General features: G+C 52.5%; 16 protein-coding genes. 12 read left to right on the top strand and 4 right to left on the bottom strand.

Features of this window, described 5'->3' with window-relative positions; translation table 11 throughout:
* Positions 1–3 precede the first annotated feature (3 nt).
* The 4 genes from mreD to csrD all read right to left on the bottom strand — a co-directional run bounded on the left by mreD (position 4) and on the right by csrD (position 4961).
* Entirely contained in the window at positions 4–492 is a 489-nt protein-coding gene (gene mreD, locus C1N59_RS02350; protein ID WP_006120976.1) for a rod shape-determining protein MreD, read from the bottom strand.
* Positions 489–1511 (bottom strand): rod shape-determining protein MreC, encoded by a 1023-nt coding sequence (gene mreC / locus C1N59_RS02345; RefSeq protein WP_006120977.1) that lies wholly within the window; start codon positions 1509–1511, stop codon positions 489–491. The genes mreD and mreC overlap by 4 nt, the downstream gene beginning before the upstream one ends.
* 147 nt (positions 1512–1658) lie before the next feature.
* Entirely contained in the window at positions 1659–2702 is a 1044-nt protein-coding gene (gene mreB / locus C1N59_RS02340; protein ID WP_003855260.1) for a rod shape-determining protein MreB, read from the bottom strand.
* 309 nt (positions 2703–3011) lie between these two features.
* Positions 3012–4961 (bottom strand): RNase E specificity factor CsrD, encoded by a 1950-nt coding sequence (csrD, locus tag C1N59_RS02335; RefSeq protein ID WP_394550246.1) that lies wholly within the window; start codon positions 4959–4961, stop codon positions 3012–3014.
* Between the two features lie 282 nt (positions 4962–5243).
* Between csrD and msrP the strand changes: the two genes are divergently transcribed.
* The 12 genes from msrP to C1N59_RS02275 all read left to right on the top strand — a co-directional run bounded on the left by msrP (position 5244) and on the right by C1N59_RS02275 (position 16531).
* Positions 5244–6248, top strand: coding sequence for a protein-methionine-sulfoxide reductase catalytic subunit MsrP (msrP, locus tag C1N59_RS02330; protein WP_394550771.1), 1005 nt, complete (start codon positions 5244–5246; stop codon positions 6246–6248).
* Positions 6249–6851: a protein-methionine-sulfoxide reductase heme-binding subunit MsrQ gene (gene msrQ / locus C1N59_RS02325; protein ID WP_006120980.1), complete on the top strand. Its 603-nt coding sequence runs from the start codon at positions 6249–6251 to the stop codon at positions 6849–6851.
* Between the two features lie 221 nt (positions 6852–7072).
* A complete protein-coding gene (aroQ, locus tag C1N59_RS02320; RefSeq protein ID WP_033740114.1) occupies positions 7073–7525 on the top strand; it encodes a type II 3-dehydroquinate dehydratase in 453 nt (150 codons plus the stop codon).
* A gap of 25 nt (positions 7526–7550) precedes the next feature.
* Positions 7551–8015, top strand: a complete 465-nt coding sequence (accB, locus tag C1N59_RS02315) for an acetyl-CoA carboxylase biotin carboxyl carrier protein (RefSeq protein WP_033740068.1) — start codon at positions 7551–7553, stop codon at positions 8013–8015.
* A gap of 11 nt (positions 8016–8026) precedes the next feature.
* Positions 8027–9376: an acetyl-CoA carboxylase biotin carboxylase subunit gene (gene accC / locus C1N59_RS02310; RefSeq protein WP_039341728.1), complete on the top strand. Its 1350-nt coding sequence runs from the start codon at positions 8027–8029 to the stop codon at positions 9374–9376.
* Between the two features lie 72 nt (positions 9377–9448).
* Positions 9449–9691 carry a YhdT family protein gene (locus C1N59_RS02305; RefSeq protein WP_033740072.1) on the top strand — a complete coding sequence of 81 codons (243 nt, stop codon included), beginning with the start codon at positions 9449–9451 and terminating at the stop codon, positions 9689–9691.
* Positions 9681–11126, top strand: a complete 1446-nt coding sequence (gene panF, locus C1N59_RS02300; RefSeq protein ID WP_033740073.1) for a sodium/pantothenate symporter — start codon at positions 9681–9683, stop codon at positions 11124–11126. Before C1N59_RS02305 ends, panF begins: the two co-directional genes overlap by 11 nt.
* A gap of 15 nt (positions 11127–11141) precedes the next feature.
* Positions 11142–12026: a 50S ribosomal protein L11 methyltransferase gene (prmA, locus tag C1N59_RS02295; RefSeq protein ID WP_033740074.1), complete on the top strand. Its 885-nt coding sequence runs from the start codon at positions 11142–11144 to the stop codon at positions 12024–12026.
* A gap of 400 nt (positions 12027–12426) precedes the next feature.
* Positions 12427–13392, top strand: coding sequence for a tRNA dihydrouridine synthase DusB (gene dusB / locus C1N59_RS02290; RefSeq protein ID WP_033740115.1), 966 nt, complete (start codon positions 12427–12429; stop codon positions 13390–13392).
* A gap of 23 nt (positions 13393–13415) precedes the next feature.
* Entirely contained in the window at positions 13416–13712 is a 297-nt protein-coding gene (gene fis / locus C1N59_RS02285; protein WP_003855228.1) for a DNA-binding transcriptional regulator Fis, read from the top strand.
* 546 nt (positions 13713–14258) lie between these two features.
* Entirely contained in the window at positions 14259–15284 is a 1026-nt protein-coding gene (locus C1N59_RS02280; RefSeq protein WP_033740076.1) for an amino acid ABC transporter substrate-binding protein, read from the top strand.
* A 68-nt stretch (positions 15285–15352) separates the two neighbouring features.
* Positions 15353–16531 (top strand): amino acid ABC transporter permease, encoded by a 1179-nt coding sequence (locus C1N59_RS02275; RefSeq protein ID WP_394550245.1) that lies wholly within the window; start codon positions 15353–15355, stop codon positions 16529–16531.
* Positions 16532–16535: the final 4 nt, after the last annotated feature.

The raw sequence follows: 16535 nt of genomic DNA, 5'->3' as shown, positions 1-16535 counted from the left end.
TCCTTATTGAACAGCGAACTGACGGCGGATCTTTCTCATCAATAAGAATAGCCACGGCCAGAGAATCCCGTCGACAACACTGCTCCAGAAAATTTCAGGGCGGAATGAGACGTTGATCACCAGAAACTCTGCCCAGAAGACGATCACATCCATTGCTAATGACAGCACCATAACCATTAACGCCTGCTGCCACAATGCTAAGTTACGGAATAACTGGAATTTAAACGCAACCAGATAGGCGATAATGCTGAGCGCCAGTGCGCGAACGCCCAACGTCGAACCGGCGATTAAATCCATAATCGCCCCCAGCAGAAAACCGCTGCCCACATTCACGCGATGCGGCAGCGCCAGCACCCAATACACCAGAATTAACAATAGCCACGATGGCCGGAACATATAGATCTGTTCCGGCCATGGCATGATTTGCAGAATAAACGCCATCAGAAAGGACAGCCAGATCACCCATCGTCCCTGGCTGCGATATCGACTCAATTCTGGCCTCCGCGTGAGCGGGAAGCGGCATCCTGCGAACGACTTTCGCTGCTGCCCGAAGCGGGTGTGGTAGTCTGTGTAGTGGGCGCAGGCGGCCCCATTTCGCCGGCAGGCGGCAGCACCTGCGGCATCATTTGCATCAGGCGCTCGTTCGCGACCCGATGCACTTCATCAGGCGCCATAGGCATATCACCATTATGATCGGCTCCCCAAAGCAGCAGCAAATAGCGCAGACGTTGCAGACCCGCAGTAGGATGTGCCTGAATCACGGTATAAGCGCGTTGCGTATCCACTTTTACCGAGGACACGACACCGACAGGATAGCCTTCAGGGAAGCGGCCACCTAAGCCTGAGGTGACTAACACATCGCCCACGCGAATATCGGTATTGCCTGGCAGATGTTCGAGTTGTAAATCTTCCGTACAGCCATTGCCCGCCGCAATGACACGAATATCATTACGCAGTACCTGAATGGGTAGCGCATGTGATGCATCACAAATGAGCAGAACGCGGCTGGTAAACTGACCGACAGCGATGACCTGGCCCACAACACCTTTATCACTGATGACCGGCTGACCTTCATATACGCCATTGGCGCTGCCTTTATCAATCACGACCTGATCGGTATAGGGATCGGTACCGGTGGAGATCACCTGGGTCACCATCTTATGCTCGTCCTGACGCAGAGGTGAACCCAGCAATTCGCGCAGGCGTGCATTCTCCTGCTTGTATTGCCCCAGCATGAGCAGGTCGCTGTTTTTCAGAAACAGCTCCCGACGTAACGCTTTATTTTCCAGCTCAAGCTGCTGGCGTGAAGCCAGCGTATCTGACACGCCATCCAGAAGTTGACGCGGGCCGTTGGCCAGGAAGTAAAACGGACTGACCGATGTGTCCAGATAGTTGCGTATTTGCGTAAATGAACTCACGCGACTATCTGCGATGATGATGGCAATCGCCACAATCACCGCCAGAAAGAGACGCAATTGCAGAGAAGGGCCTCTGCTAAAAATCGGCTTCATATAATCTGCGTGTTCCTCGACTACAAGGTAAGAAAGTACGGACGTACCGCACTTTCCTGGGCTGGACACATCATACCGATGCACGCAGCGCCGGTTTACACGCTACTCCCTGCGCACTGTTACGACGGTCTCAGCCGGTTGAGGCCATTATTCTTCGCTGAATAAATCGCCGCCATGCATGTCGATCATTTCCAGGGCTTTACCGCCGCCGCGCGCAACGCAGGTCAGCGGATCTTCCGCGACGACAACAGGAATGCCTGTTTCTTCCATCAGCAGACGATCCAGATTTCTCAGCAGCGCACCACCGCCTGTCAGGACCATGCCACGCTCGGAAATGTCAGAGGCGAGTTCTGGCGGACACTGTTCCAGCGCGACCATTACTGCACTCACAATTCCGGTAAGCGGCTCTTGCAGGGCTTCAAGGATTTCATTTGAGTTAAGGGTAAAGCCGCGTGGCACACCTTCTGCCAGGTTACGACCACGCACTTCGATCTCACGCACTTCGTCACCCGGGTAAGCAGAGCCGATCTCATGCTTGATACGTTCCGCTGTGGCTTCACCAATCAGTGAACCGTAATTACGGCGCACATAATTAATGATGGCTTCATCGAAGCGGTCACCACCGATACGCACGGAAGAAGAGTAAACTACGCCGTTCAAAGAAATGACGGCAACTTCAGTGGTACCGCCACCAATATCGACTACCATTGACCCGGTCGCTTCAGAAACCGGTAAGCCAGCGCCAATGGCGGCCGCCATAGGTTCTTCAATCAGGAACACTTCACGTGCACCCGCCCCCTGGGCAGATTCGCGGATTGCGCGGCGCTCAACCTGCGTGGCACCGACAGGCACACATACCAGCACGCGCGGACTTGGGCGCATAAAGCTGTTGCTGTGAACCTGCTTAATGAAGTGCTGCAGCATTTTCTCGGTCACGAAGAAGTCGGCGATAACGCCATCTTTCATAGGACGAATGGCTGCAATATTGCCCGGTGTACGGCCTAGCATCTGTTTGGCGTCATGACCAACGGCCGCTACACTTTTAGGTGAGCCGGCACGATCCTGGCGAATAGCCACTACGGAAGGCTCGTTCAGCACGATGCCTTGTCCTTTTACATAAATCAGGGTGTTCGCGGTACCCAGGTCAATGGACAAGTCATTGGAAAACATGCCACGAAATTTTTTAAACATACTAAGGGATAATCCTGCAAGCTGGAGGCGGAAAATAAAATCCGCTTACTTTACCAACCACACGAAGCTGCCACAAGGCGCAAAAACGTTCTGCTTCGGTGAAAAATTAGGCGACATTCGCATTAAATCATTTACAGCTGTTTCGCACACGAGCGGAACAGCGATATCACGCTATCAGAGCTGCTTGTTAAAGAATTTTCTTAACTTTACTCCGACATAAAATCTAACATTTCAGGCGCTCTATTCTGCCTGTTTGTTGTCCTGTATTCACTAAAAGCTGGCGTAAAACCGGCGAATTCAGGCAAACGATTAAATCTGGTAACGTTGCGAGTACTTTTTCACATTACTGTTGACCGGCTGAGAAGGTGAAAACAGGTCGCCCTGCCCGCCTTCAACCCCTAATTCGACCAGAGTTTGCCACTCCGCTTTTGTGCGAACGCCTGCCGCATAAAGCCGGGTACCGGTCGGCTTGCAGACGTCCAGCAGGCTCCGCACAAACAGCTGATTTTCAGTACGGCGCTCAATGTTGCGCACCAGGCCGGCATCCAGCTTGATTAACGCGACCGGCAGTTGCCTGATATAGGCGCTACTGACTACCGTCAGTCCTGCCTGACTGATGGCAATCCGGCAGCCAAATGCCTGGAGCGAATGCAACACCGGAATCAAACGGCTGATGTGTTGACAAACATCCCCTTCCGCAAGTTCAAATAAAAATCGTTTTCGCTGACTTTTTGGGCAGGCCAGCAACATTCGCTGCAACCAGACGACAAAGGGACGCTTTAACAGAGAGTCGATACTGACCGGGATAACCAGTGTTTCTTCAGGCCACAGCTCTGACAAAGCGGCAATGCGCAACACCATCTGCCGGTCCCAGCTCTCTACCATCCCAAGCTGCTGCACCAGTGGCATGTATTCAGCCGACAGCACTTCTTTATCACCATCAAAGATGCGGCTGAGTATGACACGATGACGAACCTTGCCCTCACGGTCCACGGCAGGTTTTTGATAGAGCCGCGGCCCACCGCGACTGAGTGTATTTTCCAGCAAAGTGCGCCAGCGAACACTGCCGCGCCCGGCATCCTGCGGATTGCCCGCGCCGTTTGACCAGTTATTGCCACCGGACAGCGTTGCCCGTCGCGTCGCCATCTCCACATTTTCCATTACCTGCGGCACCGTCTGGCCACTGTGCCAGGCGCTGATACCAATGTGAATAAAGTCGTCACGGTTCACCATGCGCATAGGAGGTAACGCATCAACGGCATTAATTAACTGGTCAGCGATGCTGTTGGCCTCTTTCAGGCTGCGGTGCGGCAGCAATACCGCAAAATCACTGCGAAAATAACGCGCAAGAAGCGCGCCGGGATAACGCATGACAAAAGTGGACAGCATATTGACGACGTTAAACAGGTACTCTTCAACCAGCACCGGTCCAAGCGAGTGATCGTGCGTGTCGAGCTCAGGAAAGCGGATCATCATGACCACGCCGTGTGTCCCGACATCTTCCTGGTCCTCCAGCAAGGTGGCCAACTGATTATCGAAGAAAAGCCGGTTATTCAGCCCGGTTCGGCCATCCTGCGCAGCAAAGGTACGAATTAACGTATCAATGCGAACGCGCTGCTCGCCGGCTTCCTGTAAATCTGACAGAAGCTGATCGATCGCCCGACTGGCTTTGGGCGGCCACTCATCACGCTCCTTTTGGCGGAAGAAGGTACGCTCGCCAGCAAGAATCGATGCCGAACGACTTTCCAGGTGTTCCATCCCGCGCCATTGACGCACCAGCCAGCGATGGATGATGGACAGCATCACCGCCATAATCAGTACAACCAGCACGAGGGCGACAAGGGTATAAGTTGCAGGAATCGAGCGTAGCCAGGTTTGTGCAGGATCGAGAATCGTCAACTGGAGCCGCATTCCCGGTTGGTGCATTAGCGCAATGTCAAAATGGATATAGCGGTTTTTTTCGTGCTCGAGCATCTGATTTTCATGGCGGGACAGCGTAAAAACAGGTTGGCGACCATTATAGAGAGAAAGTTGCTTCGCGTTGATAACAGGCAACATCGGGGCCAGCCAGGCCTTGAGCGCATCGGGAGGCTGGCTCAGCAAGACGTTATCAACTTCGGTCGCCAGCACCTGTACGCGACTTTCGACGCGCTGATGCGTGAGCCAGAAAACACTAAAAGCACAACCCACCAGCATTAAAACCATTGCCAGTACGCTAATCAGTGTAATAAATGCAGAAAGTTTGGTCGTTAATCGCATCCCTGTGCCTGTTTCACTTCGGTTGTCGCCGGATCACGCTGGCGCTGCACGGCAGCCGGAAGAAATTTGTGCAAAATAACACAAATGTCGTCTGGCAACAGTGGCGTTGTGCGTGAAGGCGAAGTATACCGCTGAGAAGATCTCACAGCGCCTGATTCTACATTTTTCAGTGGATTCCCATTTGAGAGCGAAGCCAGGAAATTTCACATTTTTGCAGCGAAATTCGCCAGCATAAGTAATAGTCATCATGCTGGTTGAGACTATCGCGCCTGGAGAAAAATGATGAAGCCGACTAAAAGCCTGACCGAAGCAGATGTAACGCCAGAAAGCATCTTTAATATGAACCGTCGTCGGGTGCTTCAGACGCTGGGGCTGGGTGCCGCAGCCATGGGCCTTCCCGGCATGGCGAATGCTGATATCCTGAGCTGGTTCAAAGGCAACGACCGCCCTGCTGCCCCCGCAGGCCGTCCGCTTGACTTTACCAAACCCGCCCAGTACCAGGCTAACCTGCCCTTAACGCCCGCCGATAAAGTTTCCGGATACAACAATTTCTACGAATTTGGTCTGGATAAAGCCGATCCTGCGGCGAACGCCAGTACCCTAAAAACCGATCCCTGGAAACTGACGATTGAGGGCGAAGTGGCTAAGCCCGTGACGCTGGACATGGATGATATTTTTAAGCGCTTCGCGATGGAGCAACGAATCTATCGCATGCGCTGTGTTGAAGCCTGGTCGATGGTCGTTCCCTGGATCGGATTTGAACTAAATAAACTGCTGAAGCTGGCAGAACCCACCAGCAAAGCCCGCTTCGTCGCCTTCCAGACGCTGTACGCGCCCGATCAGATGCCAGGGCAAAAAGACCGGTTTATTGGCGGCGGGCTCAATTACCCTTATGTAGAAGGTTTGCGCCTGGATGAAGCGATGCATCCGCTTACGATTCTGACAACGGGCGTATACGGTAAAGCGCTGCCGCCGCAGAATGGTGCGCCGATTCGCCTGACGGTTCCGTGGAAATATGGCTTTAAGGGCATCAAGTCCATTGTGAAAATTACGCTCACTCACGATCAACCGCCAACGACATGGAATCAGATTGCCGACAATGAGTATGGTTTCTATGCCAACGTGAATCCCCATGTGAACCATCCACGCTGGTCACAGGCGACCGAACGTTTTATTGGTCCGGGCAGTAGCTTTAATGTGGATCGTCAGCCCACGTTACTCTTCAACGGTTATGCCGATCAGGTTGCCTCGCTCTATCGCGGCATGGATTTGCGGGAGAATTATTGAGTGCGCCTGACAATAAAGCAGATCGGCTGGCTTAAAGTCCTGTTGCATCTGGCTGCGTTCCTGCCGTTGGTTTATTTGATCATGGCCGCGATGCACGGTGGACTGAGCGCCGATCCGGCAAAGGATATCCAGCATTTTACCGGCCGAATGGCATTGAAACTGCTGCTGGCTACGTTGCTGGTGTCGCCCTTAACGCGCCTGATAAAACAACCCCTGCTTATTCGGACCCGACGCCTGCTGGGGATCTGGACATTTTTCTGGGCCAGTTTGCATTTGACCAGCTACTACCTGTTGGAGCTGGGAATAAATAACATCGGCCTGCTGGGCAGTGAGCTGATTTCCCGGCCCTATCTGACGCTGGGGATCCTCTCCTGGTTTATCTTGTTGGCGCTGGCCGTCACGTCTTTCCAGCGCATGCAGCGTAAACTTGGCAAACGGTGGCAAACATTGCATAACCTGATCTATCTGGTCGCGATCCTGGCACCTGTCCATTATCTCTGGTCAGTCAAAATCCTTTCGCCGCAACCCATTATTTATGCGCTTTTAGCCCTGGTCCTGTTAGCGTGGCGCTACAAAAAGTTCATTAAGTGGTGGCCGCGTTAACCGCTCTTTTCCCCGCTATCGTCTGCAAAAATGCGGTCTCCGGACCGCATCCGATCAACTTCGCAGATAAGACCAGTATTTTGCTGCGAAATGCCACGAAACGGATATAATGGCCGGCTTTATTGCGATTTGACGCTTCTTTTTCACCGTGACGGGTGACAAATGGAAAGCGGCAAGGTATTTTACGCGATGCCTCAATGATTGCGGGAGATGGCAGCAAGATGGCCGATAAATTACATATTCTGCTTTTGAACGGTCCCAACCTTAATCTGTTGGGAACGCGCGAGCCTGAAAAATACGGGGACGTCACGCTGGATCAGATCGTTTCTCGTCTGGTGCAGCAGGCAGACCAGTTGAATGTAGCGTTAAGCCATTTGCAGTCCAATGCTGAATATCAGCTCATTGATCGCATTCATGAGGCAAAAGGCAACGTGGATTATATCATCATCAATCCTGCCGCGTTTACGCACACCAGCGTCGCACTTCGTGATGCGCTGTTAGCAGTGGACATTCCCTTTATCGAAGTTCATTTGTCAAATGTGCACAGCCGCGAGCCCTTCCGCCAACATTCCTATTTTTCTGATGTCTCTGCGGGCGTTATTTGTGGGCTTGGCGCCGATGGCTACTCGTGGGCATTACAAACGGCAGTAAAGCGCCTGTCTCATACTAATTAATCAAACTGAGTACGGAACCCCATTCATGGATATTCGTAAAATTAAAAAACTGATCGAACTGGTTGAAGAATCTGGCATTTCTGAGCTGGAGATTTCCGAAGGTGAAGAGTCTGTTCGTATCAGTCGTGCACCTGCAAACACTGGTTATCCGATGATGCAGCAGGCTTATGCTGCGCCTGTTGCTCAGCAACCGGCGCTGGCGAGCGCCGTGGCACCTGTTGCCGCTGTCGCAGAAGCTGCACCAGCAGAAATCAGTGGTCACATCGTACGTTCACCGATGGTCGGTACCTTCTACCGCACACCAAGCCCGGATGCGAAAGCGTTTGTGGAAGTGGGCCAGAAAGTCAATGCCGGTGACACGCTGTGCATCGTTGAAGCCATGAAAATGATGAACCAGATCGAAGCCGACAAATCTGGCGTTGTTAAAGCCATTCTGGTCGAAAGTGGTCAACCGGTAGAATTTGACGAGCCACTTGTTGTCATCGAATAACGGGGCGAACCATGCTGGATAAAATTGTTATTGCTAACCGCGGTGAGATTGCACTGCGCATTCTGCGTGCCTGTAAAGAACTGGGCATTAAGACTGTCGCTGTTCACTCAAGCGCGGACCGTGACCTGAAACACGTGCTGCTGGCAGACGAAACGGTTTGCATCGGCCCGGCACAGTCGGTCAAAAGTTATCTCAACATCCCGGCGTTGATCTCTGCTGCAGAAATCACCGGCGCGGTGGCGATTCACCCTGGCTACGGCTTCCTGTCTGAGAACGCGGATTTTGCTGAGCAGGTTGAGCGCTCTGGCTTTATCTTTGTGGGTCCAAAAGCTGACACCATCCGCCTGATGGGCGATAAAGTGTCGGCCATCACGGCGATGAAGAAAGCTGGCGTGCCGACCGTACCTGGCTCCGATGGCTCACTGACCGATGACATGGAAAAAAACCGTGCCTTCGCCAAGCGCATCGGCTATCCGGTCATTATTAAAGCCTCCGGCGGCGGCGGCGGTCGTGGTATGCGCGTTGTGCGCAGTGACAAAGATCTGGAACAATCCATCAACATGACGAAAGCGGAAGCCAAAGCGGCTTTCAACAACGACATGGTGTACATGGAGAAGTATCTGGAAAATCCACGTCACATCGAAATCCAGGTTCTGGCTGATGGCCAGGGCAACGCCATCTATCTGGGCGAGCGTGACTGTTCTATGCAGCGCCGCCACCAGAAAGTCGTGGAAGAAGCGCCAGCACCGGGCATTACGCCAGAGCTGCGTTCATTCATCGGTGAGCGTTGTACTAAAGCCTGTATCGATATCGGCTATCGCGGCGCAGGGACGTTTGAGTTCCTGTACGAGAATGGCGAGTTCTATTTCATTGAAATGAACACCCGTATTCAGGTTGAACATCCGGTCACCGAAATGATCACCGGCGTCGACCTGATTAAAGAGCAGCTGCGTATTGCTGCTGGCCAGCCGCTGTCAATCAAGCAAGAAGATGTGATTATTCGCGGTCATGCGGTTGAATGCCGTATCAACGCCGAGGATCCGGTCACCTTCCTGCCAAGCCCTGGTAAGATTACCCGTTTCCATGCACCGGGTGGTTTTGGTGTGCGTTGGGAATCCCATATTTATGCGGGTTACAGCGTGCCGCCGTATTATGATTCCATGATCGGAAAGCTCATCACCTACGGTGAAACCCGTGATATCGCCATTGCCCGTATGAAAAACGCGCTGGCGGAGCTGATTATCGACGGCATCAAAACCAACATCGAACTGCAGATGAAAATCATGTCCGATGAAAACTTCCAGCACGGTGGCACCAATATCCACTATCTGGAGAAAAAACTCGGCCTGCACGAGAAGTAATCGCAATGCTGAGTTAGTCTGAGGCCGGATATTCCGGCCTTTTTCTTTTCCCGCTGGCGTTAAGGTCACATCATGGACGCGCGTTTTTTACAGGCTCACAAAGAGGCTCGCTGGTCGCTCTGTCTCACGCTGGCCTGGCTGGCTGTCTGGGGCATTTCCGCCTGGTCGGGCGGCGATGCGGTTGGCATAACCGGTTTGCCACGCTGGTTTGAGCTCTCCTGCATTTTTGCGCCTCTGCTGTTCATTTTTCTGTGCTGGCTAATGGTCCGTACACGCTTCCGTGAGATGTCTCTTGAGGAGGAAGATGAACACTGAAATCATCCTGCCACTGTTGGCTTATCTGGTCGTTATTGCCGGTCTGTCCGTCTTTGCGATGCGTAAACAGCGCAAAGGAAATTTCCTGACCGAGTATTTTCTGGGTAGCCGTTCGATGGGCGGATTTGTGCTGGCTATGACCATCACCACCACCTATATCAGCGCCAGCTCCTTTATCGGTGGCCCAGGCGCAGCGTATAAATATGGTCTGGGCTGGGTGCTGCTGGCCATGGTTCAGGTTCCTGCTGTCTGGCTTTCACTAGGTGTACTGGGGAAGAAATTTGCCATTCTGGCGCGTAAGCATAATGCGGTCACGCTTAACGATATGCTCTATGCGCGCTATGGCAGCACACTATTGGTGGTCCTGGCCAGCCTGAGTTTACTCGTTGCCTTTGTGGGCGCGATGGCCGTGCAGTTTATCGGTGGCGCACGCCTGCTGGAAACCGCAGCCGGTATCCCCTACGACACGGGATTACTGATCTTCGGTGGGACTATCGCGCTTTATACGGCATTTGGTGGCTTCCGGGCCAGCGTGCTTAACGATGCCATGCAGGGCATTGTGATGCTGATTGGCACCTTTTTGCTGCTGTTTGCAATTATTCACCATGCCGGAGGGATCCACACTGCTGTAGAAAAACTGCATGCGATTGATCCCAAACTGCTGTCTCCTGAGGGGCCGGGCGATATCATTACGCCGACGTTCCTGAGCTCATTTATCGTTCTGGTCTGTTTTGGCGTTATCGGTCTGCCCCATACCGCTGTCCGCTGTATTTCCTACAAGGACAGTAAAGCCGTTCACCGGGCGATTGTTCTCGGCACTATCGTGGTGGTGGTACTGATGCTGGGAATGCATCTGGCAGGCGCGCTGGGCCGCGCCATATTGCCCGATCTGACCGTGCCGGATCGGGTTATCCCGACGCTGATGATTACCGTCCTGCCGCCGCTGGCCGCTGGGCTGTTTTTAGCGGCGCCGATGGCGGCGATCATGTCGACCATCAATGCGCAGCTGTTGCAGGCTTCCGCTACGCTGGTAAAAGATCTGTATTTACGCCTCGCACCTCAGCAACTGGACAATGAGCCACGACTGCGGATGTTATCGGGCACGGTGACATTTGCCCTGGGTGTCGTTTTGTTGTTCGTGGCCTGGCATCCGCCCGACATGATTATCTGGCTTAACCTGCTGGCGTTTGGTGGGCTGGAGGCAGTATTCCTGTGGCCGCTGGTTCTGGGGTTATATTGGGAACGCGCCAATGCCGCAGGCGCGCTCAGCGGGATGGTGGTCGGCGGAGGCTGTTATGCCATTCTGGCAACCCTGGGCCTGCAACTGTGGGGATTTCATCCCATCGTGCCTTCCTTATTGTTAAGTCTGCTGGCGTTCCTGGTCGGCAATCTGTTTGGGCGTTTACCCGCCGTGGTTAACGCACCACAACACTGAATTAAGAGAGATGTTATGCCGTGGATTCAAATCAAAATTAACAGTTCTGGTGCCAACGCAGAGGCGCTGAGCGATGCACTGATGGAAACCGGTGCCGTGTCAGTGACCTTTCAGGATACCCATGACACGCCCGTCTACGAACCTCTGCCCGGGGAAACCCGTTTATGGGGCGATACCGATGTTATCGGGTTGTTCGATGCCGAAAGCGACATGGAAGGCGTCATTGCCGAACTTTCACAGCATCCACTGCTGGGAGAGAATTTTCGCCACAAGATCGAGCAGATCGAAGACAAAGACTGGGAACGCGAGTGGATGGAGAACTTCCATCCTATGCGCTTTGGTGAGCGCTTGTGGATCTGCCCGAGCTGGCGCGATGTGCCCGATCCGAATGCCGTCAATGTCATGCTGGATCCCGGGCTGGCTTTCGGAACCGGCACACATCCCACCACATCGCTCTGTCTGACGTGGCTCGACGGTCTGGATCTGAACGGTAAAACGGTGATCGATTTTGGCTGCGGCTCTGGGATCCTGGCGATCGCCGCCTTAAAGCTGGGTGCAGCGCAGGCCATTGGGATTGATATCGATCCTCAGGCGATTCAGGCCAGCCGCGACAATGCCGAGCGCAATGGGGTGGCGGACCGTCTGTCTCTTTATCTGCCGCATCAGCAACCGGAAAACCTGCAGGCTGATGTGGTAGTGGCAAACATTCTTGCCGGACCGCTGCGTGAGTTAGCGCCGCTTATCCGGGTGCTGCCTAAACCAGGCGGGCATCTGGGATTATCAGGCGTGCTGGAAAGCCAGGCCGAGAGTGTCTGTGAAGCTTATGCCATGCACTTTGCGCTGGACCCTGTCGCCGTTAAGGAAGAATGGTGCCGGATTACGGGTGTAAAAAACGCTTAGCGTCGTAAACGATGCGAGCGTCAGACTCAGCCCTGCGAACGTCGCAGGGCTGTATACCTTCTCCTCATACAGATGAAAGCGAACCTGTCTGGTCGTCGCTGCCTTTCACGCTCAATCGCTATGCTTTTGTCAACCGTCTGTACGGCGTGTTGTGTCGTTAATCACGGTATGTGACGTTTTTTATCTGGCGAATGCCGAATCTTCGTCGGAAAAACCTTTGTTCACAAAATAAACATAACTGGATAACACCATGATTTTTAATGTCATTTATCCATAACACCCTTGTCAGAGCAGACTAAAAGCAGTTTTCTTGCGAATTGTTCAAAGTTTGGCCTTTCATCTTAAGAAAAAAATGCGTAATATACGCCGCCTTGCAGACACAGTATGGCATTACGACTTCATGCGCATTGGAAACCTCCAGCTGAGAAATCGACTGATTGCGGCACCGATGGCCGGTATTACAGACAGGCCTTTCAGAACGCTTTGTCATGAGATGGGTGCAGGAATGGCGGTTTCTGAGATGTTGTCATCCAATCCCGAAGTGTGGGCCAGTGACAAATCTCGTTTACGCATGGTGCACAGTGATGAACCCGGCATTCGTGCCGTCCAGATTGCAGGCTGTGATCCCAGTGAGATGGCTCAGGCTGCACGTATTAATGTCGATGCTGGTGCACAGGTGATTGATATTAATATGGGTTGCCCAGCCAAAAAGGTGAACCGCAAAATGGCGGGGTCGGCCTTACTGCAATATCCTGCCGTGGTCGAGTCTATTCTCTCTGCCGTGGTAAATGCGGTTGATGTACCGGTCACATTGAAAATCCGTACCGGTTGGGATCCAGAAAACAGAAACTGTGTCGCGATTGCCCAATTGGCTGAGCGTTGTGGCATTCAGGCTTTGACGATACATGGCCGCACTCGTGCCTGCCTGTTCAACGGAGACGCTGAATACGACAGCATTCGGACAGTTAAGCAGAGTGTCTCTATTCCGATTATCGCGAACGGAGACATAACTGACCCGCATAAAGCCAGAGCAGTGCTCGACTACACCGGAGCCGACGCTTTGATGATAGGACGTGCTGCTCAGGGAAGACCGTGGATCTTCCGGGAAATCCAGCATTATCTGGACACTGGGGAGCTGCTTGCCCCGCTGCCACTGGCAGAGGTCAAGCGTTTGCTTGTTTCGCATATACGTGAGCTGCACGACTTTTACGGTCCAGGCAAGGGATACCGTATAGCGCGGAAGCACGTGTCCTGGTATCTCCAGGAACATGCCCCAAATGACCAGTTTCGGCGCACATTCAACGCCATTGAGGATGCCAGCGAACAGCTGGAGGCGTTGGAGGCATACTTCGAAAATCTTGCGTAACGAAATAAAGAGCTGAAAGAACTATGTTCGAACAACGCGTAAATTCTGACGTACTGACCGTTTCTACCGTTAACTCACAGGATCAGGTAACTCAAAAACCTTTGCGTGATTCGGTTAAACAGGCACTGAAGAACTATTTTGCTCAACTGAATGGTCAGGATGTGAGTGACCTGTATGAGCTGGTTTTGGCTGAAGTCGAGCAGCCTCTGTTGGACATGGTGATGCAGTATACCCGTGGCAACCAGACCCGTGCTGCCCTGATGATGGGTATCAACCGCGGTACGCTGCGTAAGAAACTGAAAAAATACGGCATGAACTGATTCAGGTTCACACCGTTAATCTCGCCAGCCTTCGGGCTGGCGTTTTTATTTGTGCGTTACTACGCAAATTTTTTTAAAAACGCTGAAACAGTTGCATCACATATGGTAACTGTAGTTGCAGTCGCCAGCGTGACTTTAACAGACTTACCTTTCACATTTTCTCTTCTTCGCGGCCTTTGTCTTTTGTACCACCATGCCCTTCAGCCCAGCCCTGTCGGCCTTTTGTGAGCACGGCTACCTTTTTAAGCAATCTCATGTCTGCTTACATCAGCCACATGCAAACAGGCTCACACTGTTGCTAAATAGTGAAACAAATTGCACTAAATGTGATCTACCCGACTCGAAATGCATCCTTTTGGTGCGCCATATTATTGCAGCCTTCCGGATAATTCAGATTATTACCCGATATTTCAGGTGAATTCAGAATTCTGCAAACCTGGCACTGGCTTTGCAAAGTCGTGGATGGCTGATCGCCACAGACAGGAAACGCACACCAAAGTGCGCACTACATAACAACACAACACGACATGCCACACAGGATGCTTTATGAAAAAGATGATGCTCTCTACTCTGGTTGCTGCGGCTTCGCTGCTCGCCGTTGCTCAGCAAGCCCACGCAGGCGCCACGCTGGATGCGATTAAAAAGAAAGGATTCGTTCAATGTGGTATCAGCGATGGCCTGCCAGGTTTCTCTTATGCAGACGCCAGCGGTAAATTTACCGGTCTTGATGTGGATATCTGTCGTGCCGCGGCAGCAGCCGTATTTGGTGATGCAACAAAAGTAAAATATACCCCGCTGACCGCAAAAGAGCGCTTCACCGCATTACAGTCTGGCGAAGTGGACGTGCTTTCTCGTAACACTACCTGGACCTCATCACGTGATGGCGGCATGGGCTTCATGTTTACCGGTGTTAACTACTATGACGGCATTGGTTTCCTGACACACAAAAAAGCGGGCCTGAAAAGTGCGAAAGAGCTGGATGGTGCCACCGTCTGTATTCAGGCCGGTACTGACACTGAACTGAACGTTGCGGATTATTTCAAAGCGAACAAGATGCAGTACACCCCGGTGACATTTGACCGCTCCGACGAATCGGCAAAAGCACTGGATAGCGGCCGTTGCGATACGCTGGCTTCCGATCAGTCACAACTTTATGCACTGCGTATCAAATTAGGTAAACCAGACGACTTTATCGTTCTGCCGGAAGTCATCTCTAAAGAACCGTTGGGTCCTGTTGTTCGTCGTGGTGATGATGACTGGTTCACCATCGTGAAATGGTCACTGTTTGCCATGCTGAACGCCGAAGAAATGGGCATCACCTCTAAAAACGTGGATGAGAAAGCCGCGAAGCCAGCGACGCCCGATATGGCCCACCTGTTAGGTGCCGAGGGTGACTATGGCAAGGATCTGAAGCTCGATAACAAATGGGCGTACAACATCATCAAGCAGGTCGGTAACTATCAGGAAAGTTTTGATCGCAACGTCGGTAAAGACAGCCCGCTGAAAATCGCTCGTGGCCAGAATGCGCTCTGGAACCAGGGTGGTATTCAGTACGCACCACCGGTTCGTTAAGTCTACCTCCCCGTCGGGCACCGTTTTCTGCGGTGCCCCAGCAAGGCTTTCGTTATTGAGGTTTCAACATGTCACAACGCCCAACCGTGAAAAGGGATTTTTCGTTCGGTAATCCCACGGTTCGCGCCTGGCTTTACCAGATCGTGGCGATCGTTATCGTACTGTCTGTGGTGGGTTATCTCGTCCACAACACCGTCATCAATCTCGCTAATCGCGGTATCACTTCCGGGTTTGGTTTTTTAGAACGTAATGCGGGTTTCGGCATCGTTCAGCATCTTATTGATTATTCCGAAGGGGATACCTACGCGCGGGTATTTCTGGTTGGCCTGACAAATACCCTGCTGGTTTCCGCACTTTGTATTGTATTTGCTTCCATACTGGGCTTCTTTATTGGTCTGGCGCGTCTCTCAGAGAACTGGTTATTACGTAAAATCGCGAATATCTACATTGAAATCTTCCGCAATATCCCGCCGTTATTGCAGATTTTCTTTTGGTATTTCGCGGTGTTGCGTAACCTGCCCGGCCCGCGTCAGGCGCTGAATGCCTTTGATCTCGCCTTCGTGAGTAATCGTGGCCTGTATATTCCCTGGCCGACCTATGCGCCTGGTACCTGGCCTTTCGTTATCGCTTTAGCACTGGCTGTGGTGGCGAGTTACGGTTTATACCGTTTTAACCGACAGCATCAGCTTAAAACAGGTCAGTTACGTCGCTCCTGGCCCGCAGCTGTTGCAATGCTGATCCTGTTCCCGCTGGTTGCGCATGCAGGTTTTGGTGCCGCCATGCACTGGGATATCCCGGAGTTGCGTGGGTTTAACTTCCGGGGCGGCTTCGTCATGATACCTGAGCTGGCAGCGCTCACGCTGGCCCTGTCGATCTACACGTCATCTTTCATTGCCGAGGTGATTCGCTCAGGTATTCAGGCTGTGCCTTACGGACAGCATGAAGCGGCGCGTTCACTGGGGTTACCGAATCCCGTCACGCTGCGTCAGGTCATCATTCCTCAGGCCATGCGAGTGATTATTCCGCCCCTGACCAGCCAGTATCTCAATATCGTCAAAAACTCCTCTCTGGCTGCCGCGATAGGTTACCCGGACATGGTGTCGCTGTTTGCCGGTACGGTACTGAATCAGACCGGTCAGGCTATTGAAACCATTGCGATTACGATGAGCGTCTACCTGATTATCAGCCTGCTGATTTCACTGTTGATGAATATTTATAACCGCAAAATCGCGCTGGTTGAGCGTTAAGAAC

It is taken from the genome of Pantoea sp. SGAir0183, assembly GCF_043545505.1.
The sequence above is the reverse complement of the archived record's forward strand: the minus strand, read 5'-3'. Positions and strand labels throughout refer to the sequence as shown.